The sequence below is a fragment of the Planomonospora sp. ID82291 genome (assembly GCF_015711645.1).
In the GTDB taxonomy this organism is placed as follows: domain Bacteria; phylum Actinomycetota; class Actinomycetes; order Streptosporangiales; family Streptosporangiaceae; genus Planomonospora.
The window spans coordinates 198942-225750 of sequence record NZ_JABTEX010000005.1 but is presented as its reverse complement, the minus strand read 5'-3'; the positions used below and the strand labels follow the sequence as shown (position 1 = coordinate 225750).

25 protein-coding genes are annotated in these 26809 nt (G+C 72.2%); 9 read left to right on the top strand and 16 right to left on the bottom strand.

The window, feature by feature from the left end; genetic code table 11:
- Positions 1-226 precede the first annotated feature (226 nt).
- Entirely contained in the window at positions 227-2980 is a 2754-nt protein-coding gene (locus HS045_RS28915) for a DUF4365 domain-containing protein (RefSeq protein WP_196454698.1), read from the bottom strand.
- A gap of 165 nt (positions 2981-3145) precedes the next feature.
- Between HS045_RS28915 and HS045_RS28910 the strand changes: the two genes are divergently transcribed.
- Entirely contained in the window at positions 3146-3523 is a 378-nt protein-coding gene (locus tag HS045_RS28910) for a hypothetical protein (protein ID WP_196454696.1), read from the top strand.
- A gap of 413 nt (positions 3524-3936) precedes the next feature.
- Here the strand turns inward: HS045_RS28910 and HS045_RS28905 are convergent, their stop codons facing one another.
- Together HS045_RS28905 and HS045_RS28900 are read right to left on the bottom strand one after the other, a co-directional pair.
- Positions 3937-4839, bottom strand: coding sequence for a hypothetical protein (locus HS045_RS28905; RefSeq protein WP_196454695.1), 903 nt, complete (start codon positions 4837-4839; stop codon positions 3937-3939).
- A gap of 139 nt (positions 4840-4978) precedes the next feature.
- Positions 4979-6079: an NAD(P)/FAD-dependent oxidoreductase gene (locus HS045_RS28900; RefSeq protein WP_196454693.1), complete on the bottom strand. Its 1101-nt coding sequence runs from the start codon at positions 6077-6079 to the stop codon at positions 4979-4981.
- 59 nt (positions 6080-6138) lie between these two features.
- Here HS045_RS28900 and HS045_RS28895 point away from each other — a divergent pair, with 59 nt between their 5' ends.
- Positions 6139-6474 carry a helix-turn-helix transcriptional regulator gene (locus tag HS045_RS28895; protein WP_196454692.1) on the top strand — a complete coding sequence of 112 codons (336 nt, stop codon included), beginning with the start codon at positions 6139-6141 and terminating at the stop codon, positions 6472-6474.
- A gap of 112 nt (positions 6475-6586) precedes the next feature.
- Here the strand turns inward: HS045_RS28895 and HS045_RS28890 are convergent, their stop codons facing one another.
- Together HS045_RS28890 and HS045_RS28885 are read right to left on the bottom strand one after the other, a co-directional pair.
- On the bottom strand, positions 6587-7180 hold the full coding sequence (locus HS045_RS28890; protein WP_196454690.1) for a sigma-70 family RNA polymerase sigma factor: 594 nt from the start codon (positions 7178-7180) through the stop codon (positions 6587-6589).
- A 67-nt stretch (positions 7181-7247) separates the two neighbouring features.
- Entirely contained in the window at positions 7248-7433 is a 186-nt protein-coding gene (locus HS045_RS28885; protein ID WP_196454689.1) for a hypothetical protein, read from the bottom strand.
- 171 nt (positions 7434-7604) lie between these two features.
- On the opposite strand from HS045_RS28885, the gene HS045_RS28880 reads away from it, so the two are divergent.
- From HS045_RS28880 to HS045_RS28865, 4 genes are read left to right on the top strand one after another with little or no spacing between them, the layout of a single operon-like run.
- Positions 7605-7751, top strand: a complete 147-nt coding sequence (locus HS045_RS28880; RefSeq protein ID WP_196454687.1) for a hypothetical protein — start codon at positions 7605-7607, stop codon at positions 7749-7751.
- Positions 7752-7786: 35 nt separating this feature from the next.
- Entirely contained in the window at positions 7787-9256 is a 1470-nt protein-coding gene (locus tag HS045_RS28875) for an FAD-dependent oxidoreductase (RefSeq protein WP_196454686.1), read from the top strand.
- A 35-nt stretch (positions 9257-9291) separates the two neighbouring features.
- Positions 9292-10602 carry an MFS transporter gene (locus HS045_RS28870; protein WP_307827777.1) on the top strand — a complete coding sequence of 437 codons (1311 nt, stop codon included), beginning with the start codon at positions 9292-9294 and terminating at the stop codon, positions 10600-10602.
- Between the two features lie 11 nt (positions 10603-10613).
- Positions 10614-10961 carry a helix-turn-helix transcriptional regulator gene (locus HS045_RS28865; protein WP_196454685.1) on the top strand — a complete coding sequence of 116 codons (348 nt, stop codon included), beginning with the start codon at positions 10614-10616 and terminating at the stop codon, positions 10959-10961.
- Between the two features lie 77 nt (positions 10962-11038).
- Here HS045_RS28865 and HS045_RS28860 read toward each other — a convergent pair whose 3' ends face one another.
- The 9 genes from HS045_RS28860 to HS045_RS28820 all read right to left on the bottom strand — a co-directional run bounded on the left by HS045_RS28860 (position 11039) and on the right by HS045_RS28820 (position 21649).
- Complete coding sequence (locus tag HS045_RS28860; RefSeq protein ID WP_196454683.1) at positions 11039-11443, bottom strand: arsenate reductase ArsC; 405 nt, start codon at positions 11441-11443, stop codon at positions 11039-11041.
- Positions 11436-12560, bottom strand: a complete 1125-nt coding sequence (arsB, locus tag HS045_RS28855; protein WP_255531958.1) for an ACR3 family arsenite efflux transporter — start codon at positions 12558-12560, stop codon at positions 11436-11438. Before arsB ends, HS045_RS28860 begins: the two co-directional genes overlap by 8 nt.
- 10 nt (positions 12561-12570) lie before the next feature.
- Positions 12571-12921 carry a metalloregulator ArsR/SmtB family transcription factor gene (locus HS045_RS28850; RefSeq protein ID WP_196454682.1) on the bottom strand — a complete coding sequence of 117 codons (351 nt, stop codon included), beginning with the start codon at positions 12919-12921 and terminating at the stop codon, positions 12571-12573.
- A gap of 213 nt (positions 12922-13134) precedes the next feature.
- Positions 13135-13983, bottom strand: coding sequence for a CPBP family intramembrane glutamic endopeptidase (locus HS045_RS28845; RefSeq protein ID WP_196454680.1), 849 nt, complete (start codon positions 13981-13983; stop codon positions 13135-13137).
- Between the two features lie 126 nt (positions 13984-14109).
- Positions 14110-15612 (bottom strand): alpha/beta hydrolase, encoded by a 1503-nt coding sequence (locus HS045_RS28840; protein WP_230885020.1) that lies wholly within the window; start codon positions 15610-15612, stop codon positions 14110-14112.
- Positions 15613-15831: 219 nt separating this feature from the next.
- Entirely contained in the window at positions 15832-16848 is a 1017-nt protein-coding gene (locus HS045_RS28835; protein ID WP_196454676.1) for an NAD-dependent epimerase/dehydratase family protein, read from the bottom strand.
- 6 nt (positions 16849-16854) lie between these two features.
- The gene (locus HS045_RS28830; protein WP_196454674.1) at positions 16855-19224 is read right to left on the bottom strand and encodes a SulP family inorganic anion transporter; all 2370 of its coding nucleotides are present in this window, start codon (positions 19222-19224) and stop codon (positions 16855-16857) included.
- Positions 19225-19297: 73 nt separating this feature from the next.
- Positions 19298-20899, bottom strand: a complete 1602-nt coding sequence (locus tag HS045_RS28825; RefSeq protein WP_196454673.1) for a hypothetical protein — start codon at positions 20897-20899, stop codon at positions 19298-19300.
- Positions 20900-21082: 183 nt separating this feature from the next.
- The gene (locus HS045_RS28820; RefSeq protein ID WP_196454671.1) at positions 21083-21649 is read right to left on the bottom strand and encodes a YbhB/YbcL family Raf kinase inhibitor-like protein; all 567 of its coding nucleotides are present in this window, start codon (positions 21647-21649) and stop codon (positions 21083-21085) included.
- 262 nt (positions 21650-21911) lie between these two features.
- Between HS045_RS28820 and HS045_RS28815 the strand changes: the two genes are divergently transcribed.
- A complete protein-coding gene (locus tag HS045_RS28815) occupies positions 21912-22076 on the top strand; it encodes a hypothetical protein (protein WP_196454669.1) in 165 nt (54 codons plus the stop codon).
- A gap of 115 nt (positions 22077-22191) precedes the next feature.
- On the opposite strand, the gene HS045_RS28810 is transcribed toward HS045_RS28815, so the two are convergent.
- Positions 22192-23010, bottom strand: coding sequence for an ABC transporter permease (locus HS045_RS28810; RefSeq protein ID WP_230885019.1), 819 nt, complete (start codon positions 23008-23010; stop codon positions 22192-22194).
- Positions 23007-23990 (bottom strand): ATP-binding cassette domain-containing protein, encoded by a 984-nt coding sequence (locus HS045_RS28805; protein ID WP_196454667.1) that lies wholly within the window; start codon positions 23988-23990, stop codon positions 23007-23009. Before HS045_RS28805 ends, HS045_RS28810 begins: the two co-directional genes overlap by 4 nt.
- Before the next feature lie 253 nt (positions 23991-24243).
- Here HS045_RS28805 and HS045_RS28800 point away from each other — a divergent pair, with 253 nt between their 5' ends.
- A complete protein-coding gene (locus tag HS045_RS28800; protein ID WP_196454666.1) occupies positions 24244-24813 on the top strand; it encodes a PH domain-containing protein in 570 nt (189 codons plus the stop codon).
- Positions 24814-25046: 233 nt separating this feature from the next.
- A complete protein-coding gene (locus tag HS045_RS28795) occupies positions 25047-26645 on the top strand; it encodes a PH domain-containing protein (protein WP_196454664.1) in 1599 nt (532 codons plus the stop codon).
- Positions 26646-26809: the final 164 nt, after the last annotated feature.

The following is a 26809-nucleotide window of genomic DNA, read 5'->3' as shown; positions in this document are numbered from 1 at the left end:
AGCAGAGGATTACAGCAACAGGGCCGCACAACACCTCATGCTGACGCCCGCCACCACACGCTTGAGCAGGGCGGATGCCTGGCCAGCTGGTGACTGGCTCCCGTTTACAAACAGGCGGTCAGAGTTGTGGATCTCCTGGGTTCAATAGCCGTGCATTGTTCTGTAAACGGCGGACGTTCCCTAATCGCACTTCATGGTACATGCCCTACCTATCGTTGATTACTGCTCACGTCAGATGAGACTGTGCCTGTCGGCAGACGGCGCGGACCTGAGCCGAGGGGTGATCGCGCAGGCGGGAGAGGACCCGATAGGCTACCTCGTTCTCCTGTGAGAACGTCGCAAGGGCGTGAGCGATCGCGTTCGGCACGCTCACCCCGGGGTCGTCGAGGCAGCGTTCAAAGGCTCGCGACATCGCAGGACCAGCGATTCCCTCACCTACGAGGTAGGCAAGTTGAGCTGCAGCTGTGGAGCGAACACTTGGATGCTCGTCGCTGGCAAGTGAGATGAGAATGCCTGCGGTTTCGCTCTGTGATGTCGTGGTCAGTTGGCCGGCTACACGTGCAGCCCACTGTCGGTCTTGAGGTTGGCCGGCAAGCATCTTCAACAACGTGTCCAAGTCCGCTGATTCAGGTGGTCTAAGCAGGAGCAGAAGCTCACTGGCCGCTCCGGATGAACTGGGGTAGAAGGTTGCGAAAATGCCTTGTTTGGATTCGGTAAGACTGGCTGTGATCTGGACAGCGGGCGTAAGCACACGTTTTGCCTCCTCCGTCAGCTGATTCGCTCCTTGTACTATCCTTTGCAGTGCTCGTTGCTTGTCACTCCCCGGAACCCCTGGATGTTGAATGAGTCTGGCGAACGAATCCCATTTCGCGAAATGTGGATAGTGGAGGTTAAGGAAAACGAGCATTTCGGCGGCGTCGTAGGAGCGCATCGACATTACACCGGATTCCGCTTGTTTGATTTTTTCCTCAATTTGGGAATTTAGTCTGCTGATCAGCTTGTGCACGCTGGCGGATGGGATGTGGTGAACATCGCCCAGCGCTGCTAGTGCAGAGAGGGAACCTGCCTCTGCCTCATCCAGCAATCGTGTGCGCAGGGAAGGATTATGCGCGACGGCTTGGGCTTCGAACTGACGACGGAGAGGTAAGGCGTGCCGGGAAGATCTCTCGCCGGCCAAGCATGCGTCGCCTTCAGTCCACACTTGCTCAGGGAGTTTGGCGACCACGCGAGCCCAAGACGGGGCTGATATGTCATCTGGGACAGCTGACAGAGCTAGTACGTGGTCAAGGACAGTCCGCCAGGTGCTGGGGGAAGCAGCGGGAAGAACCGCAGCGAGTGCTTCGACGTATTGCTGTCCCTCCTCGGTTCGAGAGAGCAACCATACGACTGCGGCGTCGGCACTTTCCGCCTCAAGCAGATCGCCACCGTAGCGGAGAATAGCCAAGTTCCCCTCGGTGGTTGTGCGCGTCCCGGCTTCGAGGCTCATCGTCGCTGCCACCCTGGTTACAGCTGACGCGGGACCATCCAAGTGCAAACGTCGGATTGCGTGTTTGAGTGTCGAGGCATCACCTGCCTCCCGCAACATTTGCAGGGTTCCGGCAACCTCGTCGGGATCTGCGTCTCGTCCTCTCAGCAGGAGCGTGGCTTTGCCCAAGAGGCTGATCCCGTGTCGCCAAGCCGACTGGTCGCCCAGGTAGCTTGCGGTGATTGCTGTGGACAGCAACTCGTTGTGGACTCGGTCCCCGCCGCCGATGACATGTGAGGTGTCATGCGCCCAGCGGCGGAATAACCGGTCTGTTAGGTGGGACAGTGCGCTGGCTCTGGTTTGACTACGCCACCACCCGACTGCAGTGTCTAGGCCGGTGATGAGTCCTTTGAGATCCCATGTTCCAAGGTCGGCGGTGTCGAACAACACCGAAGCGCCGACCCCAGCGATCGCGGTCGCTGTGACATCGCCGGGATGGCTGATGCGGATGCGCTGAACTGTGTCTGCGTCGAATCGAGCTTGTTCGAGATCACCCAGTTCAGCGTAAGCTCGAACCCGCTGAATAGTTAACCAGGCGTGATCGACTGGCTCTGCCTTATCCCGCGCCAACTCTGCGGTAAGAAGGTCTAGAGCTTCGTTCGCCCGCCCTACTTCGATCAGCCCAGCTGCAGTTACGACGATCGCCGCCACTCGGCACGCTTCATCGGGGGCACCATCAACAGCTGTAGATAGTTCCTCCGTCTCACCAGTCATGAGATGATGTCCGACCCGAGCGACGAATCGCCATCGCCAGTCCTTAGATGTGGCGGCCTCGGTCAACGCGGGAACAGACTTATGTTGAGAGGCAAACTGTTCGTAGGCATGGACTCGGGCCTGCACGAGCAATCCGAGTGCCTGCTCGGGGCCGATAGGCTGTTCGTATCCGATGTTGGGGTGCGGAGCGATGAGCCTCGGGACGATGAGCGCGTGTCGTAGCCGATGTCGCGGGGGTAGTGAGGCGGCTCCGGACCACGAGCTGCCTTCCAAGACATTTTTAGGTCGCGGTGAGGCTGCCACCGCCAATAATTCGTTTAGGTGATCCTCGTCGATGGTGTTATTCGCCGGAACGAGAATCTTGGCTCCTTTCCCGGTTGTGACAATCGCTTCGGGAGTTACATGGACCCAATAAGAAGTCCGGGTCTCAAGATTATGGAGCACGAGCAAATGAGGTAGACCATGGGCGACCCAAGCATCCAGGTGGTCACGACCCGACTCGTAGAACCACCAGCCTTGATCGGCAGCGGGGTCGGTGAACCAGGAAGGTCCACCCTTGACCTGCACACCCATGAAGTCGCCTTGGTCGAACATCCGACCATCCCTGGCCTGAACAATCAGGTCGGTTCCAAGATCGTGTTGCACATCAGTAGCCGCCACGCCCCAGCCGAGTCGCTGGAAGGCGGCCATGACCTCGGTCGCGCCGACCGCGCCAGTTGTCTCCGTCGGTGAGCCGCGCACCGCAGAAGCATAACCCTCAAATAATGGTCGGGTGACCGGAAGCCAAACCGGGTGCATGGGCGATAGGCCGAGGACGGAACTCGGTCCGATGGAAAAGAGTTCGATCCTGCCCGTGATGGACGGGTACCTTCCTGACCGGAGCAGACCGATCCCGTAGGAGGGGTGTTGAGGCGTAGGAGTCCGCAGGAGAAGAAGCGACTGAGCTACACCAAGGAGCGCCGCAACGCCTACGGAGAGAACGACAAGAGCTCCCGTAACAACATCCCGCGCAACAAACGCGCTCCTCATCGGGCGAACAGGCACCGCGTGAACCAGGTCCTCGAAGCGGCCATCGGCGCCGTCGACGAAGGCGCTGAGGAGGAGGTCGAGCGGCGGCTGCTGGTGAAGCGGCCGAAGACCTGGGCGAAGTCGCCGGACGCGCCGCTGGGAGAGATCGTTCAGTACACCCTGCGGCGGCGGATGACGCTGGGGATCGGTGATCCGGGCCGGGACGCCGTCCGTCTGGAGCGCGTCCGTCGGCGGACCCGGCAGCCGACCGACTGAGCGTGCCTTGTCCGGGCACGGCGGCTCGCTTCTCGAAAGGCCCGGCTGGGGGCACATCGGGGGCACACCGCGTCCGCAGCCGGTGGCAGGCGACGGCAAACGACGAAGGCGTTCCCGCAGCTTAATAGCTTGATCACAGATTCCGCAGCAGGTCGCGGGCAGGCGGAAATAGAACCCGGCCTACAGGCCGACTCGTCCGCTCCACCCGTCCCCGACCTGCGGCGGGACCCTCATCCGGGGTGATCGGGATCCTGCGGCTGCGGACACCGGCAACGGCTCTGGGCGGGCCTGGACGACCGTGGACCGTAGACTGCGGCTTCCCGGAAGTCGTCCTCCGACCAGGCCTGGATGACGGCCGTGGACGATCCCGGACGGTCGTGATCTGACTGGTGGGAAGACGTCGGTGTCGTCGCTTACTGCGGGAGGGGCTCTTCGACCTGTCCGGCGACGGCGTCTCTTTCCCGGTACGCGGCGGCCACGGTGAGGGCGGCCACGGCGAGCAGGTGCCAGCGGATGAACATGGCCGCGACCGCGAGATCGAAGTATCGGGCGGGCCAGAGGATGAGGGCCGCCACGAATCCCTCGAAGGTACCGAGGACGAGGAGCGCCGCGAACCCCAGGGTGACCCCGCGCCGGAGCCGTTCGGCCGTGAGCGCGTCCGCCGCCGCGACCAGGGCGACGAGCACGACCAGCACGCCGTCCACGTCGGCCTTGCAGGACCACGCCCCCGGCTGCTTCCACATCAACTCCGGCGGCATGTAGGCGAACCAGCCGAAGGAGGACGCGTCGGATTGGGCGAGGGTGAGCCGGCCGGCCGTCCATGCGGCCGCCGCGACCGCCGCCGCCCAGAGCAGGACGCCCCTGCGGACGGGCGGGGCGGGCGCACGCGCCGCCAGGAGCAGCGCGGCGACGGCCAGGCAGTAGCAGATGACGGAGGGCCAGAGGCTTTCCACGGGAAGGGTGTGGCCGGGGGGAGGGGAGGGGGCGCCGAGGGGAACGGCGGTGGCGACCAGCCGGAGGGTCAGGACGGCGCACACCGCTGTGATCCCCGGGCTCGTGGCCCGATGGGGAAGGCGCAGCAGCAGACCGGCCAGGAGCACCGGGAGCAGGAGCTGGGTCCAGAACACCGGCCACCACCAGGTGATGGCGGCCACGTGGAGGAGGTCGGGGTCGATCTTGTAGCAGACTCCCACGCTCAGCTCCGCCATGCTGATCCCCGTGCTCCTCAGGACGACCGGTCCGGAGGCGGCCAGGACCGCCCCGAACCGGAGCGCTCCGGTCGGGAGCGGCGTCTTGGTCTGCGGCGCCTGAGTCATGAAGTCCGTTGTCCCGTCTCCCGCGCGCAGATCGATACGGGTGACAGTAGCGCTGACGGCGACGTCCCCTCACGGACGCCTGCACCCGTGGATCGGCCCGCCAGCCGCGTGCCCAACCTCACGGGACAGAACAGCCAGGTCACACGTCCGCACCCGGCCGGCGCGGACCCCGGGCGGCGGTGATCGAGCGGGCCAGGTGCCGGGCCAGGTGCCGGGCCAGATGCGCGGCGTCGCGGCCGACGCCGCGCAGGGTGTTGGAGGAGGGGGTGCGCTGCCATTCCAGGCCGAGGAAGCCGAGTCCGGGATGGGTGAGCGACGCTCCGGCGCGCCGGCGGGGCCGCCCCTCGCGGTCCAGGGCGCCGAGGTCGTCCAGGTAGGGCAGGTGGGGTCGGTAGCCGGTGGCGAAGACGACCGCGTCGACGCGCTCGCGGGTCCCGTCGGCCCAGATGGCGTGGTCGCCGTCGAATCCGGTGAACACGGGCCGCCGGTCCATGCGCCCGTCGGTGAGGGCGCGGCGGTGGCGGCCGTCGTCGAGCACCGGGACTCCCGGCGGGGAGGTGATCAGGCGGGCGGGCAGCCGGTCGAAACCGGTGACGGCGAACCAGAAGTGCAGGTCGCGTCCGAGGGGGCGCTGGCCGACGAAGCGGATCGGCGCCCGGGTGGCGAGGGTGACCGTGGCGACGTCGGCGAGGTCGCGGGCGATCTGGACGGCGGAGTTGCCCGCGCCGACCACGACGATCCGTTTGCCTGCGTACGGGGCCGGGTTCCGGTAGGCGGCCGAGTGCAGGATCCGTCCGGTGAACGTCTCCTGGCCGGGAAGGACGGGCAGGTACGGGTTGCCGAAGGAGCCGCTGGCGGCGATCACGCCCGGCGCGCTGACGGCGGTGCCGTCGGCGAGCTCGACGGCGAAGCCGCCGCCGTCGGCGTGGACCCGGGTCACGTGGGCGCCGGTGCGGATCTCGGCGTCCAGGTGGGCGGCGTAGCGCTCCAGGTAGGCGACGACCTCGTCGCGGTGCGGGTAGCGGTCCGGATCCCCGTCGAAGGGCAGGCCGGGCAGGGCGCTGTAGCGGGCCGGGGAGAACAGGGTGAGGCTGTCGTAGTAGCGCGGCCAGGACCCGGCCGCGCGCTCACCGGCTTCCAGCACCAGCGGGCGCAGGCCCGTCCGCAGCAGGGCGTGGGCGGCGGCCAGGCCGGACTGGCCGCCGCCGATGACGGCGACGTCGAAAGCAGAAGATGTCATACCGCCGGATCGTATCGTCAAATCCGAAAATGACAATATGATGGAATCGGGGTGATGCTATGACCATGAACGACGGGATCGAGTTGACGGACGCGGCGCGCGGACTGCTCAAGGCGCTGGCCGGTGACACCCGCCAGCAGATCCTCCTGCTGTTCGCGGGGGGAGCCGAGCTGACCGTCGGCCAGGTCGCCGAGCGCCTGGAGCTGGCCCAGTCGGCGGCTTCCACCCACCTGGCCGCGCTGCGCGACGGCGGGGTGCTGGCCTCCCGGCGGGAATGGAAGACCGTTCACTACCGGGCCGATGCGCAGCGGATCGGCCGGGCGCTGGGGGACCTGCAGGCATGCCTGCGCGCCTGCTGCCCGCCGGGCGACTGCCCGCCGGAGACGTGCACATGAGGCCGGGGCGCTCCACGCCCGGGGTGCCGTCCGGTCGGCCGCCGCACGGGTACGCGCCCGGGGTGCCGTCCGGTCGGCCGCCGTACGGGCACGCGCCCGGGGTGCCGTCCGGTCAGCCGCCGCACGGGCACGCGCCCGCGGGCCGTACCTCGCTCACCCGTCCTCGGGCGTCGACGGCGACCTGGCAGCAGGCCAGCAGCAGCGTGCGCAGCCGGGCGCGGGCCCGCTGGACGCGGGACTTCATCCCCGGCACCGACAGGCCGAGCCGGCGGGCGGCCTCGGCCTGGGTCAGGCCTTCGTAGTCGACGAGCGTGACGGCCTGGCGGTCGCGTTCCGGCAGCTGCTCCAGCATCGGCGCCAGGCATCCGGCCAGCGCGCTCAGGGCGCCGGGGTCGGCCGCCTCACCGGTCAGGCTGCGGTCGAAGGCGGCCCGGGTCTGTGCCTGCCCGGCTCGGACGGCCGTTCGGTGGTGGTCGATGATCGCGTTGCGGGTGATCTGGTAGACCCACGCCTCCAGTCGTCCGGCCTCGCGCGGGCCGGCGGCGCTGCGGCTGATGCGCGCCAGCACCTCCTGGACGATGTCCTCGGCCTCGTCGGGCCGGTCGATGCGGGCGGCGACGAAGGCGACCAGCCGGGAGCGCATCTGCGCGCTCGCCGCCGCCGCCACCGCCGCAGCGTCGGCGGCCGGTCGGGTGGGCGTCGTCATGGTCGTGTCCTTCCTGGCGGTGCCGGGGGTCGAGCCGGTCGGCCCGGCCCCCGGACGGTGTGCGGTGCTACCGGCAGCCGCAGCTGGTGGGCGCCTCGGCGGCCGGGGCGGCGGCCGAACCGCCGGCCGGGGCGCCGCAGCAGGCGCCCTTGTCCTCGGGGGCGCAGCAGGTCTGCAGGGCGGCGGTCGAGCAGCAGGCCGTGGCGGGCGTCTCGGCGGTGGAGTCGGCCGGGGCGGTCTCGGTGCGGGTCATGGCGGATCGTCCTCTCTTTGAGGTGAACGGCTTCACTGCGGTAGACGGCGCATCCCGGGAACGGATGCACCCGGGACCCGACTGCTTCGATCACCAGCTAATTTGACATCTCTCTAATCAGGGTGGCAGGCTGAGTACTACTTAGACAAACTTCGAAACACGAGGTGGGAAATGCGCTTCCTGCTGCGCCGCCGCCCGGCTCCCGCGACGACCGCGACCGTCTCCTTCGACGAGGCCACCGGCACCGTCTGCGACCGCGCCTGCCGGGCCGAAGCGGTCCTGGAGCGCGCCCGCGCCGCCGCCTGGCTCGCCCGCTGAACCCCGCCGACCACCCGAACCCGAAAGGAACGATCATGAGCAGTGGATGCTGCGGCCCCGCCGCCCCCGCCGAGCGGACCGCCCCGGTCATCCGGAGCGCCCCCGCCGAGCAGCTCTCCGCCGAGCAGGCCGTACTCTCCCCGGAGCTGGACCACCTGCCGGTCGTGGTGATCGGCGCCGGGCCGGTCGGACTGGCCGCCGCCGCTCACCTCGCGACGCGCGGACTGGACTTCCTGCTCCTGGAAGCGGGCGGACAGGTCGGCGCCTCGATCGCGCAGTGGGGACACGTGCGGACCTTCAGCCCGTGGACGTACGACATCGACGCCGCCGCCCGCCGCCTGCTGGAGGCCGAGGGCTGGACCGCGCCGGATCCCGAGTGGCTGCCCACCGGAACCGAACTCGTCGAGCACTACCTGACCCCGCTGGCGGCCCACCCCGCGATCGCGCCGCACCTGCGGCTGGGCGCGCAGGTCACCGGGATCAGCCGGCTCGGCTTCGACCGGGTCCGCACCACCGGCCGCGAGCAGGCCCCCTTCCTGATCCGCCTGGCCGACGGCACCGAACTCGCCGCTCGCGCGATCATCGACGCCTCCGGCACCTGGCGGACCCCGAACGTGCTGGGCGCCTGCGGCCTGCCCGCGTACGGCGAGCACGACGCCGCCGCGTTCATCGACCACGCCCTGCCCGACGTGCTGGGTGCGGATCGCGACGCCTACGCCGGCAAGCACGCCCTGGTCGTCGGCGCCGGCCATTCGGCGGCCACCACGCTGCTGGCCCTGGCGCAGCTGGCCGAGGAGGTGCCCGGCACCCGGATCACCTGGGCGATCCGCGCCGGGAGTGCGGCCCGCACCTACGGCGGCGGCGCCGCGGACGCCCTGCCCGCCCGCGGCGCGCTCGGCACCCGGCTGCGCGCCCTGGTCGAGTCCGGCCGGATCACGCTGCTGACCGGGTTCTTCACCCACGCCGTCACCGCCGACGGCGAGGCGGTGAGCGTCGTCAGCCGCGACCCGTCCGGCACCGAGCAGAAGGTCGCCGCCGACCGGATCGTGGCCGCCACCGGCTACCGCCCCGACCACTCGATCGCGGGCGAGCTGCGCCTGGACCTGGACGCGATCCTCGGCTCCACCCGGGCCCTGGCCCCGCTGATCGACCCCAACCACCACTCCTGCGGCACCGTTCCCCCGCACGGCGCCGCCGAGCTCGCCCATCCGGAGGCCGGCTACTACGCGGTCGGCGTCAAGAGCTACGGCCGCGCCCCGACCTTCTTGATGGCCACCGGCTACGAGCAGGTCCGCTCCGTGGTCGCCGCCCTGGCCGGGGACTGGGAGGCCGCCCGCGACGTGCGGCTCGACCTCCCCGAGACGGGCGTGTGCTCCTCCGGTCTGGCCGAGGCGCAGGAGGCCCGCGTGGGCTTGGCCACCGGCATCAGCGGCGGGCTGCTGTCGGCCGCGCCGCCCCTGGCAGGGGTGTCCGCCACCACCGATGGCGGCGGTTGCTGCGGCTGACGAGGTCCCGCCGTGCCCTGCCAGGAGAGGATCGTGTGCACAAGGTGAATCCGCCGACCGGTTCGGCCGCCGGTGCCTCGGCCGATGACGCCGGCCCGGCCCCGGCCCCCGCCCCGGCCGACGACGTGGGCCGGGACGGCGGCGGCCGGGGCCGGTCCGGCGCGCGGTCGGTCGCGGCGCTGGCGGTCACCCAGACCGCCGGGTACGGCGTGCTGTACTACGCCTTCGCCGTCCTGCTCACCCCGATGAGCCGGGACCTGCACGCCACCCCCGGCCGGATCGCCGGGGCGCTGACCGTCGCGGTGCTGACCACGGCGCTGGCCGCACCGTGGGTCGGCCGGCTGCTGGACGCCCGCGGCGGCCGGGTCCCGATGACCGCCGGGTCCGTGCTCGGCGCGGTCGCGGTACTGGCCTGGTCGCGGGTCACCACCGTGCCCCAGCTGTACGCGGCACTGGTGCTCGTCGGCCTGGCCTCGGCCCTGGTGCTGTACGAGGCGGCCTTCACCGTCGTCATCGCCGTCTCCGCCCCCGCCCGCCGATCCCGGGCGCTGCTGGCGATCACGATCGTGGCCGGGTTCGCCTCCAGCGTGTTCTTCCCGCTGACCGGCTTCCTGGTCGCCGAATCCGGCTGGCGTACCGCCCTGGTCGTTCTCGGCGTCGCCTACGGCGTCCTGGCCGTCCCGCTGCACGCGCTGACCCTGCCCGGCCGCGACCGCACCCGCGACCGGGCCGGCCCGTCGGCCGCACCCCGCCGATCCGGACCGGTGCGCGCCGCCGTACGCGGGCGGGCGTTCTGGCTGCTGGCCGCCGCGTTCCTGGCCCAGACCGGCGCGGTCGCGGTGATGGCGGTGCTGCTGGTCGCCTACCTGATCGCCCTCGGCCACCCGCCGGTCTTCGCCGCGGGCGTGGCCGGGCTGCTGGGCGTGCTGTCGGTCACCGGCCGCCTGGCCAGCACCGCCCTGTCGGCCCGCCTGCCCGTCGCCCCGGTCACCGCCGCGATCTTCGCTCTGCAGGGCGCCGCCGCCCTCATCCTGCCGATCGTCGGCCGCCACCCGGCCGGGGCGATCGGCGCGGTGACGCTGTTCGGCCTCGGCTTCGGGGTCGCGACCATCGCCCGGCCCGCCCTGCTGGCCGACCGGTACGGCACCGCCGCCTACGGCAGCGTCAGCGGCGCCCTGGCCCTGCCGGTGACGGCGGCCAAGGCCGGAGCCCCGCTGGCCGCCGCCGCGCTGGTCCCGGTCGCCGGGTACGGCGCGGTGATGGTCGGCGTGGCGGTCTGCTGCGCGGCGGCCGCGGTCGCGCTGACCGCCTACCACCGCCTACCATTTAGACCAGTGTCGAAGTAAGGAGTCCCCTCATGAGCGCCCCCGCCACCGCCTGCTGCGCCCCGATCGCCCGCGAGCCGCTCGCCGAGGCCGAGGCCGCCGAGCTGGCGGTGCTGCTCAAGGCGGTCGCCGACCCGGTCCGGCTCCGCCTGCTGTCGATGATCGGCTCCCACGCCGGCGGCGAGGCGTGCGTGTGCGACCTGACCGACGCCTTCGACCTGACCGCCCCCACCATCTCCCACCACCTCAAGGTGCTGCGCACGGCCGGGCTGATCGGCGGCGAACGGCGCGGCACCTGGGTCTACTACTGGATCGTCCCCGAGGCGGTGAACCGGCTCGGCGCGCTGTTCGCGCCCCTGGCCGAGCCCGCGCCCGCCTGACCGGCACGGGAAGCGGCATCCGCCCCGGCTGAGGACGGCGCAGGGCGGGTGCCGCGTCCGTGAGCGGGGGGATCACCTCAGGCGGGCAGCAGTTCCACGATCAGCTTCTCGATCCGGGCGCGGATCTCGTCGCGGATCGGCCGGACGGCCTCGATGCCCTGCCCGGCCGGGTCGTCGAGCCGCCAGTCCTCGTAGCGTTTGCCGGGGAAGATCGGGCAGGCGTCCCCGCAGCCCATGGTGATGACCACGTCGGAGTCCTGCACGGCCTCGACGGTCAGGACCTTGGGGCTCTCGGCGGTGATGTCGATGCCGACCTCGCGCATCGCCTCGACCGCGACCGGGTTGACCTGATCGGCCGGGGCCGACCCGGCGGAGCGGACCTCGACGCGGCCCGCGGCCAGGTGGGCCAGCCAGCCGGCGGCCATCTGGGAGCGGCCGGCGTTGTGCACGCACACGAACAGGACGCTGGGCGTGTCAGACATGGACGGTTCCCTTCGGGGCGGTGGAGAACAGGCGGCGGCCGGCCAGGCTGACGTAGACCAGGGCGACCAGGACGGGCACCTCGATGAGCGGGCCGACCACCCCGGCCAGGGCCTGGCCGGAGGTCACCCCGAACACGCCGACCGCCACCGCGATGGCCAGCTCGAAGTTGTTGCCCGCCGCGGTGAAGGCCAGCGTGGCGGTGCGGTCGTACGGCAGGCCGATCGCCCGGCCTGCGAGGAACGAGCCGCCCCACATGAGGAGGAAGTAGGCCAGCAGCGGCAACGCGATCCGTGCCACGTCCCCGGGCCGGGAGGTGATCGTGTCACCCTGCAGGGCGAACAGGATGACGATGGTGAACAGCAGGCCGTACAGGGCGATGGGGCCGACCTTCGGCAGGAACCGGGTCTCGTACCAGTCGCGGCCGCGTGCGCGCTCGCCGAGCCTGCGCGACAGGTAGCCGGCCAGCAGGGGGACGCCGAGGAAGACCAGCACGCTCTGCGCGATATCCCAGGCGGAGACCTCCAGCGCGGTGCCCTCGCCCAGGCCGAGCCAGCCGGGCAGGACCTCCAGGTAGAACCAGCCGAGCGCGGCGAAGGCGACGACCTGGAAGACCGAGTTGATCGCCACCAGGACGGCGGCGGCCTCGCGGTCGCCGCAGGCCAGGTCGTTCCAGATGAGCACCATGGCGATGCACCGGGCCAGTCCGACGATGATCAAGCCGGTGCGGTAGGCGGGCAGGTCCGGCAGGAAGATCCAGGCCAGGGCGAACATCAGCGCCGGGCCGATGACCCAGTTCAGCAGCAGCGAGCCGATCAGCAGCCGCCGGTCGCCGGTGACGGCGCCGAGCCGGTCGTAGCGGACCTTGGCCAGCACCGGGTACATCATCAGCAGCAGGCCGAGAGCGATCGGCAGCGAGATGCCGCCGACCTGGACCGCCTCCAGGGCGGTGTCCAGGCCGGGCACCAGGCGGCCGAGCAGCAGGCCGGCGGCCATGGCGAGGCCGATCCACACCGGCAGGAGGCGGTCCAGTGTGGACAGGCCGCCGATCACGTCGGAATCGGGCGAGGAGGCCGCCGGGCGGGCCGACGGTGACGAAGGTGACGACGGTGACGACATGGGTCCTCCTTCAGCGCTCGGCCGGGGCGGCGGGCACGGTGAGCAGGCCCGAAAGCTCGGCCAGTCGTTCGGGGACCACGCGGTAGTACACCCACGAGGCCCGCCGCTCGGAGGTGAGCAGGCCGACGTCCTTGAGGACCTTCAGGTGGTGGCTGATGGTCGGCTGGGACACCTCGAAGGCGGCGGTCAGGTCGCACACGCAGGCCTCGCCGCCGGCGTGGCTGGCCACGATCGACAGGATGCGCAGCCGGACCGGGTCGCCCAGCGCCTTGAACACCCGCGCCACCCCGGCGGCCCGGCCGGGGTCGATCGGCTCGCGGGCCAGCGGTGCGCAGCACTCCAGCAACTCCAGCGGTTCCATCGCTCTCCCTGCCCGGTGCGTCGTTCCGGCGGATTCGTCCGTCATCTATATTGACACATATCGATGAGCGGGCCGGAATGCGCTCCCGGCGATCGGCGATCGGCGATCGGCGATCGGCGATCGGCGGTGGCCGGGAGACGGGGCCGTCCGGGGCGGCCGGCACCTGTCGGACCCGTGGCGGCCCGCCCGGGAGCGCGGCCGGTCCGTCGACCCCTACGGCGTCACGGTGTGGCGGGGGCGGGCCGCCAGGTCGGCGGGCCCGTAGCGGCGCGGGATCCACAGCGCCGCGGCGATGATCCCGGCGCTCATCACGGTGGGCAGCAGCTCGGCGTGGACGGGGCTGTTGATGAAGATGTCCAGCACGCCGTGGAACAGCGCGAGCACGAGCAGACTGCCGCCGCTGCCGTTGTACAGCCAGGTGCACACCACCGACCCGGTGACGATGCTCACCGCCCAGCCGATCAAGCCGAGGGCGGGCATGTCGCGCAGCCCGGCGCTGATCCAGAACAGCGGCAGATGCCAGCCCGCCCAGATCGCCGCGACGATCATCGAGGACCGCAGGGCCGGACGCCCCGCCTGCAGGTGCGGCAGGGCGAACCCCCGCCAGCCGACCTCCTCGCCGAACCCGTAGAAGACGATGTTGGCGAGCCAGAACACGATCAGGGGCAGGTGCGGGAACTCCTGGCTGGCGCCGGTGCCGGCCAGGAGCGGCGGCTGGCCCAGCACGGTGCACACCAGCGCGGCCAGCGCGAACAGCCCGGCGGGAGCGGCGACGGCGAGGACGGCCCACCGGCGCATTCCCGGGCGCGGCAGCAGGCAGCGCCGGAGCAGATCCGCGACGCCGGCGCGGCCGCCCACCACCGCGGTCATCACCACGCCGGCCGACAGCGGGCCCAGGCTCCCGGCCAGATGCAGCCACTGCGGCGCCTGGCCGCCCCATCCCTGGCGGGCCAGCAGCAGCGGCGCCCACACCCCCCACGACAGCAGATACGCCAGCACGGTGAAGGCGGGCACCGGGTGCGCCCGCGCCGCCGCCGACACGGAGGGAAACGGCTTCTTCATGATCACTACTTCACCGCGCCGCCGCGACCGCCGACAGAGTCCAACGGCCCTTTCCGGGGCGGCGGCTTCCGGACGGACGGGCCGACTCCTGCTCCGGCAGGGCGCCGACGCCGTCCGCGCGCGGCGTCAGGACCCGCAGACCGTGCCCTTGGCGGGGACCTTCCCGTCGATCAGGTAGGCGTCGGCGACCTTCGTCGTGCAGGCGTTGACCCCGTAGGCGCCGTGGCCCTCGCCCTTGGAGGTCACCAGCACGGCCGTCTTGAGCTGCTTGGTCAGCTTCGGGCCCCAGGCGTACGGCGTGGCCGGGTCGCCGGTCGTGGCGACCACCACGATCGGGGCCGAGCCGGTGGCGTCGACCTTCTTGGCCGCGTTGCTGCCGGCGAACGGCCAGGCTCCGCAGAGGCCGCCCAGGCCGGCGCCGCCGAACATCGGATTGATCTTCCGCGTCGCGGCGTCGGTCCTGGCCTGCGCCGCGGCGCTGGGCCGCTCGGCGGAGTCGGCGCAGCTGATGGCCGGGAAGCTGGTCATCATGGTCGAGTAGGTGCCGTCGGCCCTGCGGCCGGTGTAGCTGTCGGCCAGGCTCAGCAGGAGCCGGCCGTCACCCTTGAGCGCCGCGCCCAGCGCCTGCTCCAGCACCGGCCAGGCCTCCTGGGCGTACAGCGCCGCCCCGATGCCGGTGACCGCCAGGCTCTGCGTGAGCTCCCGCCGGCCGACCTTCAGCGGCGTGGAGTCCAGGCGCTTCCACAGGGTCCGGACCGTCGCGTCGGCCTTCTTCCGGTCCGCGCCGAGCACGCACGCGCCGGCGCCCTTCGCGGCGCAGGCGGTGAGGAACGCCTCGTACGACCGGTGGAACCCCCTCATCTGGTCGAGGGTGCGCTGCCGGAACGAGATCGTCGGGTCCAGCGGGGCGTCCAGCAGGAAGCGGCCCACCTTCTTGGGGAACATCGTCGCGTAGACCGCGCCCAGATGCGTCCCGTACGACATGCCGAAGTAGTCGAGCCTGCTCTCGCCCAGCGCCTCGCGCAGCAGGTCCAGGTCCCGGGCGGCGTCGACGGTGCCCACGTGCGGCAGGATCTCGCCGGAGGTCTCCTGGCAGGCCCGGACGAACTCCGCGGTGGCCCGCTTCAGCCGCGCCCGCTCGGCCCGGGTGTCCGGGGTGGCGTCGGCGGCGTTGTACTCCTCCGTCTCCGCGGCGCTGCCGCACCGGACGCCGGAGCTGCGCTCCACTCCGCGCGGGTCGAAGGAGACCAGGTCGTAGCGGGCGTTCAGCGCGGCGTAGGCCGGCGCGGCCAGGGGCAGGATGTCCACGCCGGAGCCGCCGGGTCCGCCGAAGTTGAACACCAGGGACCCGAGCCGCTTGCCGGAGCCGCCGGCCTTGATGCGGATCAACGCCAGCTCGATGGTCTTGCCGTCGGGGACGTCGTGGTCGAGGGGGACGGTGAGCGTGCCGCACTCGGTGCCCGCGGGGAGCTTCCGGCCCTCGGCGGGCCGCATGTCGGCGCACGATCCCCAGGCGATCGTCCCCTGCCCGGCACCCGAACCGGTGCTCACCGCGGCGGCCGGGCCACCGGCGGTGGCCAGGGCCAAGGGCAGGGCGGCGGCGATCGCCGTGATTCTCGCAGGGCGCATGGAGACTCTTTTCATGAGGGGAAGGTTCGTGGTGGAGCGGAGGGCGTCCGTCGATGAGAATCTTGTCTCTTCCGGCCGCGCGGGGACAGTCACCGATATCACCGGGCGCATGTGGATCTTACGGGTGAACGCGGTGACAAATGTCATCTCGGCCGGGAAGAGCGTTCCGGGGCGCGACGCTGCGCGCCGCTGTCCCCGTCCTGCGGGATCGCGGTCCCTTCAGGAGCGCTGCTCCCATGCGGCCAGGATCGCGGCCTCCTTGCCGGGGTCGATGCCGTGCCGCATGCGTTCGTTGCCGAAGGAGCGCCGCTCCTCCGGGACGTCGCACAGCCAGGCCCAGGTGTCGCGGACGGTCTCCGCGACCGGCCGGCAGGTCAGGCCGGCGGCCACCGCCCTGGCCGAAGAGGACAGCCACACGCCCGCCAGCCCGGGCGTGCCGGAGGTCCAGAGCGGCAGCTCGGTCCACGGCTGCACGCCGTGGTCGAGCAGGAAGCGGTCGTCGACCCAGACGAGCTCGGCGGACGACCCGGTCGCGGCCCGGCACTCCTCCAGGAAACCGCCGTAGGTGAGGCCGTCGCGGACCCCGCTGACGAAGAACCGGTCCCGGGCGCCCGCCTCGGCCTGCGCCAGGGTGAACGCGGCCAGGTCGCGCGCGTCGACGACCTGCATCCCGATCCCGGGGTCGCCCGGCGCCAGGACCTTCCCGCCGCGCGCGATCCGGGTCAGCCACCAGGGCAGGCGGCCGACGTTCTCGTACGGGCCGAGGATGAGGCCCGGCGCGATGATCAGGGGGTTGCCGTCGAACCCCTGCTCCACCGCGCGCTCGCAGCCCGCCTTGAGCGTGCCGTAGTCGCCGTCGTCCGGGCCCGCGTCGGGGGCGCAGGCGAACCGGGGCGAGCCTTCGTCGGTCGGGCCCTCGCCCGGCCAGGCCGAGCAGGCCGAGACGCTGGAGATGAAGGCGTAGGTGGCGGCTCTGCCGCTGAGCGCGCGCACCGAGTCGCCGACGACCCGGGGGACGAACCCGCAGACGTCGATGACGGCGTCCCACTCCCGGCCGTGCGCGAGCCGCGCGAGGTCTCCGGGGGACTCGCGGTCACCCCGGACGGCCTCGACGCCGGGCGCGTCCTCGCCGCTCCTGCCCCGGTTGAACGTCGTCACCTCGTGTCCGCGCCGCAGCGCCTCCTCGGCGATCGCCCGGCCGAGGAACACCGAACCGCCGATGATCAGAGTTCTCATGGCGGCTCATTCTTCGCGCCGCCCGGGAGGAAGGACAGTCTGTTTCACCTCCGGCGCAAGCCGTACGCCGAGAGCCGAGCGGCCGAGGGAGCCGTCGGCGGAGGCGGGGGAGTGGTCGAGGACGTGGACCCGGGCGGCGCCGATGTCGAAGTACAGGCCCACCAGTTCCAGGTGCCCGGCGCGCACCCGCCGGTCCACCTCGGGGTGGGTGCGCAGGTTCTCCAGCTGCTGGATCACGTTGACCCTGCAGAGCCGGTCGAGGGGGCCGCCACCGGCGTCGCCGTCCCCGGTGGAGACGAACCGGGCCAGGCTGGGAGCGCCGTGCCGCAGCCAGCGGCCGAGCCCGGGCAGTCCGGCGACCGCGCCGCCGTCGAGCAGCGCCGCCATGGCGCCGCAGCCGGAGTGGCCGCAGACCGTGATGGTCCGGACGTCGAGCACGCGGGTGGCGTACTCGATCGAGGCGGCGACGGAGTGGTCGGCGGGCGCGGCCCCCCGGCGCGGGACCAGGTTGCCGATGTTGCGGACGGTGAACAGGTCGCCGGGGCCGCTGGCGGTGATGAGGTTCGGCACGATCCGGGAGTCCGCGCAGGTGATGAAGAGGTGGGAGGGCTCCTGCTTGCGGGCCATGCCGTGCAGCACCGGGCGGATCAGCGGAGCCGTCCGGCGGTGGAACTCCCGGGCGCCGGCCAGCAGGTCGGGTACGGCGGGGCCGCCGGGATCGCCGGTGGCGCCGTCACCGGGGACGCCGCCGGCGGGAGCGCCGTCATCCGACGTGTGGCGGACCGGGATCCGGCCGCCGGCGGACATCGGCCTGCGCCGCCGGTGGGACCAGGGCAGCCACCAGCGGTCCGGGGCCGCCGGGGGGGTCTTGGCCGGGAACATCCGGGCGCCGCTGGCGGCCATGGCGTACCACTCGTCGTGGATCTCGTCGATGTCCACGGTGCCGCCGCCGCGCTCGTGGTTCTGCCGCCAGGTGTGGACGGCCTCGAAGGCCGCGTTGTCCATGAAGTCGATGTTCAGGTCGAGGTCGACCGCGGTCCCCGCCGGGATGGCGCTCAGCTCCGAGGTGAGCCGGGGCACGCCGAGGAAGGTCAGCGAGCCGCCGATCAGCACGTGCCAGCGGCCGTCGGCCTCCGGTACGGCGCGCACGGTCACCCAGGTGAGGCGGCGCAGCGCCAGCAGCGCGGCGAGCCCCAGGCCGAGCAGCACGCCCTCGGCGAGACCGAGCAGCACCACGCCGGAGAGGGTGACGACGTAGACCGGCACCTCGCCGTGGCCGCGCAGGTTGCGCACGTGCCCGACGTTGACCATCTGGACGCCGATGAAGACCAGCAGCGCGGCCAGCGCCTCCATCGGGATGAAGGCGACGCTCCAGCCCAGGCCGAGCGCGAACAGCAGGATCCAGACGCCGTGCAGGACCGCCGACCAGCGGCTGCGCGCCCCGGCGCGGGCGTTGGCGGTGCTGCGCACGATGACCCCGGCGACGGGCAGGCCGCCCAGCGCGCCGCTCACCATGTTGGCCACGCCCTGGGCGGTCAGCTCCTTGTCGAGGTCGGCGCGCCTGCCGTCGTGCAGCTTGTCGACCGCCACCGAGCAGAGCAGGGACTCCACCCCGGCGAGCAGGGCGACGAGCAGCACCGCGGTGGCGATGCCGTGCCAGTCGCCCCGGGGCCAGATCGGGGCCGACCACGTGCTCAGCCCCACAGACAGGTCGATCCGGGTGACGTCCCAGCCGAGCGCCGCGGCGGTCACCGAGGCGGTGGCGAGGGCCGCCAGCGGAGCGGGGACGATGCGGAGCCGCTGCGGGAGCCGGGTCCAGGCGGCCAGGACCGCGATGGTCAGCAGCCCGGCGACGACCGGAGGGCCGTGGTGGTCCGCGATCTGCCGGGGGAGTTCGGCGATGTTCTCGATCGCGGAGGACTGCGGGGCGCCGCCGAGGACCACGTGCAGCTGGGACAGGGCGATCACCACGCCGACGCCGGCGAGCATGCCGTGCACCACGGCCGGGGAGACGGCCAGGGCGGCGCGGGCGACCCGGAAGACCCCCAGGAGGAGCTGGATCCCGCCGGCCAGCAGGGTGATCATGCAGGTGGCCCGCCAGCCGTACCGGGTGACGAGATCGGCGACCACCAGGGCGAGCCCGGCGGCCGGGCCGCTCACCTGGACGGCCGAACCGCCCAGGAACCCCGCCACGACGCCGCCGACCGCGCCGGCGACGAGTCCGGCCGCCAGAGGCGCTCCCGACGCGACGGCGATGCCCAGGCACAGCGGCACCGCCACCAGGAAGACCACCAGGGAGGCGGGCAGGTCGTGCCGGAGCATCGAGCCCAGACCACCGTGGGTGGCCGATGAGTCACTCTTCGTGTCCGTCCCCATGGGGCAGACCTTATGCCGAAGGCCTCCGGTGGAGGGGGCGATTACCGGAGGCCTTTACGGATGATGGAGGAAATCAGCGGTAATAGTCGGGGTAGTCCTGATCCTGGTCCTGGCTGCGGTGGTGGCCTCCCCGCGACCCCGCACGGCTGTGCCCGTCGGGGACGGCGGCCGTCTCGGCGGTGGCGCCGTACAGGTCGCCGTAGCTCGGCCAGCTCGCGTTCCCGGGAGCGGCGCCCGCGGAGGACCCGCCGAGGGGGCCGCCGGCGGGGGCCGGCTCGGGCCAGGCCACGGGGTTGGCCGGGGAGGCGTAGCGGCCGGTCTCGTAGCCGTAGTCTCCGCCGCCCGTGGGGCCGGAGGTTCCGGCGGGCGGGGCGTCGTAGGGGGAGACGACGCGGGAGGGGCCGGTCGGGGTCGAGATCGCGGGGCTCGGACCGGTGAGCACGTCGTCGTCGATGGTCGCCCAGCCGGCGCTCACCTCGTAGGAGGCGGCGGGGGCGGCGGGGACGCCGTGGACGGGCGTCTGGTACGAGCTGTAGGAGGGGGCCGGGTCGTCCAGGATGTCGGCAGTGTTCATCGCGGCCCACCCGCCGGAGTCCGGGGCCGTGGCCTTGGCCCAGAGGTTGTCGGCGGGAGGGCTCGCCGGGGGCGTCGCATGCGCCGTGCCGTAGGACGCGGCGAGCGGGTCGGCCGCCGGGGAGGCCGCGGTGGCGGGGGGCACCGGGGACATGGCGGGGAAACCGCCGCTGGTGGTGGGCCCCAGGGGAGGCATCGCGGGGGTCTCGCCGGCGACCGGGCCGAACGCCGGGACCGGGCCGCCGGCCGTGGCCGGACCGCCGGGGGCGGACGCCGGGACCGGGCCGCCGGGGGCGGCGGCGCCGCGCGGATAGGGGGCGTTCAGCGGGTCGTTCAGCGGGTCCGGGTGCGACGGGCCGCCGGTCCGGGAGCCGCTCGGGGCGCCCGGAGCGGCGGGTGCGCTTGAGGAGGAGCGGGTGCTCCGGCGGGAGCTGGACCGCGGGGTACGGCCGTCGCCGAAGGTCCCGGGGGTCGGCGCGGCGAAGGTGACGGTCTTCTGCTCGGCCAGCGAGGCGGCGCTGGGAGCCGGGTTCGGCTGAACCGGCTCGACCAGGTCGCCGAGGCCCGAGGGCAGGGACGCCGAGGCGACGGCGGGAGCGGGGGCGGGCGGCACCGGAGGGGTCGGCGCGGGCCGGCCGGAGCGGGGCCTGTTCGGCAGGGGGGCCTGCACGGTCACCGCGTCGGCGTCGGCCGCCGGGCGGTCGGGCTGCTCGACGGGGCGGCTGGCGCCCATCTTGGCCCCGAGGGAGCCGCCGAATCCGCCGTCGTCCGCCTGGAGCCGCGTCCAGTAGTCGTCGTCGTAGTCGTCGGGCTCGCCGAACTCGTTCACGCCGCGCTTGCCGCGGGCGCCCGTCGGGCGGGGCGGGCGGGGTTTGGGCTCGTCGAACGGCGAGAGGTCCGGGGTGAAGTGGTCCATCTTGGGCTCGCGGGTCGCGAAGTCGTCGATGGACCGGGTGGGAGTCGAGGCCTCCTTCTCGGCCATCTCCCGTAGGCGTTCCGCGGGGAGCGCGCTCTCCCTGCGGTTCATCGACCGCATTCCCATGGCCACCACGACCAGCACGAGGAGCACGACGGCCACCAGGCCGACTATGACCAGGATCATTGCACCACCTTCAAGGCCATGGCCTCCCAGCGGCGCCGGTGAGGTCGCGCGGCCATCGACGCGACCTGCCCCCTGTGATCACCTGCGCTCGGACATTGGATCTGATTGTGTCGGACCACTATGAGCGTTGTCACACCCTAAGTGAAGAATCGGTAACCACTACTACCTCCGGTGCTCAGCTCGTCACTCGATGTGCGTCGCGGTCAGCCGTCCCCAGGCGATCGTCTTGTCCGCGATGCTCTTCAGGGTCTCGGAGAGGGGGGCACCCTTCGCGAGATCGACCTTCCTGTTGAGCGCGTAGACAGTGAAACGATAGTTCTCCTGAGGCAGGCACGGAGGCGCATAGCCCACTTTGCCGTTGGTCGTGCTGCCCTCGACGGCTCCCGGGGGGAGCGTGCTCTCGGCCAGCTCGTTCGTGCGCGGGTCGATGTCGAACACCACCCAGTGCACCTCGGCGCCGGCCTGGGCGTTGTTGTTGTCGGCCACGATCGCCACGGACTTCGCTCCTTCGGGCACACGCGACCAGCGCAGCGGCGGGTTGCCGACCGAGCCGCGGCAGGAGTAGTCGGACGGCAGGGGGCCGCCGTCCCGCAGCGTGGGGCTTGAGACGCTGAGCGGTTCCAGCTGGAGCCGCTCGGCGGAGGCGGCGCTGCCGACCATGCCGCAACCGGAGGAGACGACGACGAACGCCGCGGACACCGTCGTCATGACGGTCCGGCGCGCGCGCGTAGACGTGTTCGACTTCCCCATGCCCGATGATGCTACGCGGATCTGGAAGGTGCGCCGACCGGATCGCGAGGTTCCACGGCGCGGAAACGCCCCGGAATCGGACAGAATCAATGGATGGACAGGGTGAGGGGGGCGCCGAGGTGAATTTCGCCATTCTCGGACCCCTGGAGGTTCACCGCCGCGGCGAGGCGGTGGAGACCACCGGGCGGCGCCTGCGGGTCCGGTCCTCCTGTGCCCGCCGGTCCTCGACGCCGCGCGGGCCGAGCTGACCGAGGCGGTCCGGATGGACGCCAGTGAGGCGGAGATGCTGGCCTGCCTGGACGGCTTCCGCGGGCTCGGCGAGGAGGGGTTCTCCTCCCACTACGCGTGCGGCCGTGCGCTGTCCCGCGAGGAGGCGGTCTCCCCGGCGGGCCGGATCCCGCCGCGTTCCCCGGCCGTCTCCCGGTAGGGGCGCGGACCGGACCCTCCGCCCCGGCCCCCGTCCTCGTCCCCCGATCCGGTTTCCGGTCCCCGTCCTCGTCCCCCGATCCGGTTTCCGGTCCCCCGGTTCCGTCGTGCGGGGGTCACACCCGGACGCGGAAGGCCCGGATCGCCAGAGGCGCGAAGACCACGGCGAACCCGGCGGCCCAGAGCAGGGAGACCATCGAGGCCGTGGCGACCTCGCCGCCGATCAGCAGGCCGCGGATCGCGTCGGCCAGGTGCGTGACCGGGTTGATGTCGGACCAGGCCCGCAGCCATTCGGGGAAGGTCCGCGACGGCACCAGCGCGCTGCTGGTGAACGTCAGCGGCATCATGGTGGAGAAGGCGATCATCTGGACCTTCTCCGGGCTGGATGCCTTGAGGCCGATCAGCACCGACATCCACGACATGGCCAGGGCGACCACCACCAGCAGCGCCAGAGCCCCCAGCAGGCCGAACACGCTCGTCTCCACCCGGAACCCCAGGACCATGCCGAAGCCGACGAGCAGTGCGAAGGCCCACACCTGCTTGACCGTGTCGGCGATGATCCGGCCGGACAGCGGCGCGGTCCGCGCGATCGGCAGGCTCCTGAGCCGGTCGAAGACGCCCTTGGTGATGTCGGTGTTCAGCCCGATCGCGGTGGACAGCGTGTAGAACAGGGCGTTCTGCACGAGGAGGCCCGGCAGGGCGAACTGCAGGTAGTCGCCCGTCGAGCCGGAGATCGCGCCGCCGAAGACGTAGGTGAACAGCAGCAGGAACATGATGGGCTGGATGCTCAGGTCGAGCAGCTCCCAGGGATTGTGCTTGATCTGGACCAGGCTGCGCCAGGCCAGCGTCATCGTCTGCCGGAGCGCGGCCAGCGGGCCGACGTGCCCGGCCGGGGCCGGGCCCGCCGGCGCCGCGGTCGTCGTCATCGCCGTCATGCCGGGACCTCTTCCTTCTCGGCGGCTTCCCCGCCGGTGACGGGCTCCTCTTCGGCCCGGTGGCCGGTGAGCGCCAGGAACACCTCGTCCAGGCTGGACTTGCGCAGCGCCAGCTCGGTCGCGACGACGCCCAGGTCGTCGAGGCGCCGGACGACCGCGGGCACGGCCGCCGGATCGTGCACGGACACGGTGGCCCGGCCGCCGGTCAGGTCGGGTGCCTCGCCGATGACGTCGGCGACGACCTGGGAGACCAGGTCGAGGTCGGCGGGTGCGAGGGGCCGGACCTCGAGGACCTGCGCGCCGGTGGTCGCCTTCAGCTCGTCGGAGGTGCCCGAGGCGATCACCCTGCCGTGGTCGAAGACCACGATGTCGTCGGCGAGCTGGTCGGCCTCCTCCAGGTACTGCGTGGTGAGCAGCACCGACACCCCGTCGGCCATCAGACCGCGCACGACGCTCCACAGCTCCGTCCGGCTGCGGGGGTCGAGGCCGGTGGTGGGTTCGTCGAGGAAGAGCACCTGGGGCCGCCCGACCAGGCTCGCCGCCAGGTCCAGGCGGCGGCGCATGCCGCCCGAGTAGGTCTTGGCGGCCCGGCCGCCCGCGTCGGAGAGGGCGAACCGCTCCAGCAGCTCGGCGGCCCGCCGCCGGGAGTCGGCCCTCGACATGCCGAGGAGGCGGCCGATCATGACCAGGTTCTCCACGCCGGTGAGCATCTCGTCCACCGCGGCGTACTGTCCCGTGAGGCCGACGAGCGAGCGCACCTGGTGGGCCTGGCGCACCACGTCGAACCCGCCGACCGTGGCCCTGCCCTCGTCGGGGCGGAGGAGCGTCGCGAGGATCCGCACCGCGGTGGTCTTGCCCGCCCCGTTCGGTCCCAGGACGCCCAGCAGGCGCCCCTGGGGGACGACGAGATCGATCCCGTCGAGCGCGCGGGTCTCCCCGTAGCGTTTCACCAGGCCCTCCGCCCGGATGGCATGCTGCATGATCGGTTCCCTTCGTCGTGTGCCCTCCCAGAGTGACGGACGCCACTGACACTTTCCTGACCTCGCGCCGACGGCGGCGGGAACGGGCGGAGGAGGTCTGACGGATCGCTGACGGATCGCTGAGGGGACCGCCGGAGGGCCGCCGGAGGATCACGGCGAGAGCACCGGTACGGCGCGCTCCGGCTGCCGGAACGCGACGGTCTAGGCTGGCGTTGTGAGCGACCGAACCGATACGAACGGGGATGTCACGGACATGACGGAGTCGTCGGGCCAGACGGCCGGCCGCAGCCGGCCGGCGCGGGGCTCCGGCCGCGTCTCCCTGCGGGACCCCGTCCACCGCGTCTCCCGCAAGGCGATCGCGCTGTGGCTGATGGAGGGGGCGGTCTGGACGGTGCTCCTGGTCGTCGGCTCGGTCCTCCTGGCCGCCTGGATCGGGGACGCCCGCTGGTCCTGGCTGCCCGGCTGGATCGCGGACGAGATCGGGCTCCTGCCGTGGGCGGTGGGGGTCGCCCTCGGGGTGCTGACCGTCACCGAGTCCCTCTGGCGCTACGCGGTGCACCGCTGGGAGCTCACCGGGGACGTGGTCTACGCTCGGTCCGGATGGCTCAGCAGGGACTGGGTGTTCGTCCCGGTCAGCCGGATCCAGACGGTGGACAAGGCCCAGGGCTGGTTCGAGCGCCTGCTCGGCCTGGCCACGGTCGAGATCCGTACGGCCTCCCACGCGGGGTCGTCCACGATCAAGGGCCTCGACTACGGGGTGGCCGCGGGGCTCGCGGAGGAACTCGCCCGCAGAGCCGAGGAACTGAGGGACGACGCGACGTGACCGGACCCTCCTCCCCGCCGGACCCCGGGCGTCCGGACCCCGGACCGTCGGACCCCGGGCGTCCGGACCCCGGGCGTCCGGACCCCGGGCGTCCGGACCCCGGACCGTCGGATCCCGTTCCTGCGGGTGCCGGATTCCCGGAGGTCGGAGGCCCCGGTCACGGATCGGGCGGTCCCGGCCTGCCCGGCCCCGGAGGGCCGCCGGTCACCCCGGCGCTGCGGCTGAGCCCGAAGGTGCTGCTGACCGATCCGATCCGGATGCTGCCCTCGCTCTTCCTGCCCCTGGTCGGCGTCCTGTTCCTCGGGGGGTTCTCACCCGGCTCGTTCGCCTGGGCGGCGCTCGGCGTCGTCGGCTCGGTCGTCTACTCCGCCGTCCGCTGGGCGACCTTCACCTACCAGATCGTCGGCGACCGGCTGGAGCTCACCCGGGCGCTGGTCAGCCGGTCGGTGCGGACGATCCCGCTGGAGCGGATCCGCGGCGTCGACGTCAGCCACCCGCCGCTGCACCGCCTGCTCGGCATCGCCGTCCTGCGGATCGACACCGGCGCGGGCGGCGACGACAAGCAGGAGGGCGAACTCGACGGGGTGACCGGGGCCGAGGCGGAGCGGCTCAAGGCCGTACTGCTCTGGCACGCCCGGGCCCGCCTGGCGCGGCGTGCCGGGGCCGTACCCGGGACCGCCGGTCTTCCGGGCCCCGCCGGGGCGAGTCCTGATGAGACGGGTCCCGGTGCGATGGAGCACGGCGGCGAGGAGGCGGGCGGAGGCCTTTCCGGAGGCCCGCCCGCGGGGCTCGCGGCGGCGGACGCCGACGTCTCCTCCTCGCTCCGCCACGAGGTCGGCGAGACGACCCCGGAGCGGGTCTTCTTCGTGGTGCCGCGCAGGTGGCTCGCCTACGGCCCCCTGTCGGGGGCGTACCTGCTCACCCCCTTCGCGTTGGCGGCCGGCGCCGTGGGCGCCGCGTTCCAGTGGGGAGGGGAGCTCGGCGTCGATCGGCGGGTCATGTGGAGTGCGGTGGAGTGGTTGTGGGCGCACCGGCCCCTGCTGATCGCCGCCGCGGCGCTGCTGGTGCTCGCCACGCCGGTCGTCGGCGCGGCGATGTACGCCGTGTTCAACTGGGGGTTCACCCTGCGCGCCCGGGACGGCTACCTCGTCGCGGATCGGGGCCTGGTCACCCGCCGGAGCGTGTCGCTGGAACGGCGCAGGGTGCGCGGGTTCGAACTGGTCGAGGGACTGGTCGAGCGCAGGACGGGGATGGCCAGGGCATGGGCCATCGTGACCGGGCTGGGGGACTCGCAGACCCGGGGCCAGCTCCTGCCGGTGGTGCCCCGCGCGGTGGCGCTCGACGTGGTGGGAGAGGCGATCGGCCCGATCACGACCGGTCTGCGGGCGCATCCCGCGGCGGCGCGCCGGCGCAGGCTGTTCCGGGCCGTCTTCCCGTGGCTGGTGGTCGCGGGGTGCGCCCTGGCGGCGGCCGTCACCTGGTCCGGCCTCTGGTGGTGGCCGGTGGCGGCGGCGCTGGTGCTCGCACTGCTCGGTGTCCCGCTCGGTCTCGACCGCTACCGTTCGCTCGGGCACGCCTACGACGGTTCCCGCCTGTCGGTGCGTTCGGGATCGCTGCGCCGTTCGCAGGCGGTGGTGGAACGGCGCGCCGTCGTCGGCTGGACGCTCAGCCAGACCTGGTTCCAGCGCAGAGCCGGGCTGCTGACCGTGGTCGCCGGAGTCGGGGCGGGGAGCGGGGGGTACGCGGCGCTGGACGTCGGAGAGGAGGAGGGCGTCGCCTTCGTCGCCGAGGTGACCCCCGCCTGGCTCGCCCCGTTCACCGTCTCCGACTGACGTCTCCGGCCGGCTCACCGTCTCCGACTGACGTCTCCGGCCGGCTCACCGTCTCCGACTGACGTCTCCGGCCGGCTCACCGTCTCCGACTGACGTCTCCGGCCGGCTCACCGTCTCCGACTGACGTCTCCGGCCGGCTCACCGTCTCCGACTGACGTCTCCGG

Excerpts from the sequence above, each read along its gene's own strand:
- HS045_RS28850 (WP_196454682.1), bottom strand. The coding sequence starts at position 12,921 with ATGGAACCGCTGGAGTTGCTGGAGTGCTGCGCACCGCTGGCCCGCGAG.
- HS045_RS28800 (WP_196454666.1), top strand. The coding sequence starts at position 24,244 with ATGACGGAGTCGTCGGGCCAGACGGCCGGCCGCAGCCGGCCGGCGCGG.
- HS045_RS28835 (WP_196454676.1), bottom strand. The coding sequence starts at position 16,848 with ATGAGAACTCTGATCATCGGCGGTTCGGTGTTCCTCGGCCGGGCGATC.
- HS045_RS28885 (WP_196454689.1), bottom strand. The coding sequence starts at position 7,433 with ATGACCCGCACCGAGACCGCCCCGGCCGACTCCACCGCCGAGACGCCC.
- HS045_RS28895 (WP_196454692.1), top strand. The coding sequence starts at position 6,139 with ATGACCATGAACGACGGGATCGAGTTGACGGACGCGGCGCGCGGACTG.
- HS045_RS28890 (WP_196454690.1), bottom strand. The coding sequence starts at position 7,180 with ATGACGACGCCCACCCGACCGGCCGCCGACGCTGCGGCGGTGGCGGCG.
- HS045_RS28905 (WP_196454695.1), bottom strand. The coding sequence starts at position 4,839 with ATGACTCAGGCGCCGCAGACCAAGACGCCGCTCCCGACCGGAGCGCTC.
- HS045_RS28840 (WP_230885020.1), bottom strand. The coding sequence starts at position 15,612 with ATGCGCCCTGCGAGAATCACGGCGATCGCCGCCGCCCTGCCCTTGGCC.
- HS045_RS28880 (WP_196454687.1), top strand. The coding sequence starts at position 7,605 with ATGCGCTTCCTGCTGCGCCGCCGCCCGGCTCCCGCGACGACCGCGACC.
- HS045_RS28815 (WP_196454669.1), top strand. The coding sequence starts at position 21,912 with ATGGACGCCAGTGAGGCGGAGATGCTGGCCTGCCTGGACGGCTTCCGC.
- HS045_RS28830 (WP_196454674.1), bottom strand. The coding sequence starts at position 19,224 with ATGGGGACGGACACGAAGAGTGACTCATCGGCCACCCACGGTGGTCTG.
- HS045_RS28900 (WP_196454693.1), bottom strand. The coding sequence starts at position 6,079 with ATGACATCTTCTGCTTTCGACGTCGCCGTCATCGGCGGCGGCCAGTCC.
- HS045_RS28875 (WP_196454686.1), top strand. The coding sequence starts at position 7,787 with ATGAGCAGTGGATGCTGCGGCCCCGCCGCCCCCGCCGAGCGGACCGCC.
- arsB (WP_255531958.1), bottom strand. The coding sequence starts at position 12,560 with ATGTCGTCACCGTCGTCACCTTCGTCACCGTCGGCCCGCCCGGCGGCC.
- HS045_RS28825 (WP_196454673.1), bottom strand. The coding sequence starts at position 20,899 with ATGATCCTGGTCATAGTCGGCCTGGTGGCCGTCGTGCTCCTCGTGCTG.
- HS045_RS28820 (WP_196454671.1), bottom strand. The coding sequence starts at position 21,649 with ATGGGGAAGTCGAACACGTCTACGCGCGCGCGCCGGACCGTCATGACG.
- HS045_RS28865 (WP_196454685.1), top strand. The coding sequence starts at position 10,614 with ATGAGCGCCCCCGCCACCGCCTGCTGCGCCCCGATCGCCCGCGAGCCG.
- HS045_RS28810 (WP_230885019.1), bottom strand. The coding sequence starts at position 23,010 with ATGACGGCGATGACGACGACCGCGGCGCCGGCGGGCCCGGCCCCGGCC.
- HS045_RS28845 (WP_196454680.1), bottom strand. The coding sequence starts at position 13,983 with ATGAAGAAGCCGTTTCCCTCCGTGTCGGCGGCGGCGCGGGCGCACCCG.
- HS045_RS28805 (WP_196454667.1), bottom strand. The coding sequence starts at position 23,990 with ATGCAGCATGCCATCCGGGCGGAGGGCCTGGTGAAACGCTACGGGGAG.
- HS045_RS28860 (WP_196454683.1), bottom strand. The coding sequence starts at position 11,443 with ATGTCTGACACGCCCAGCGTCCTGTTCGTGTGCGTGCACAACGCCGGC.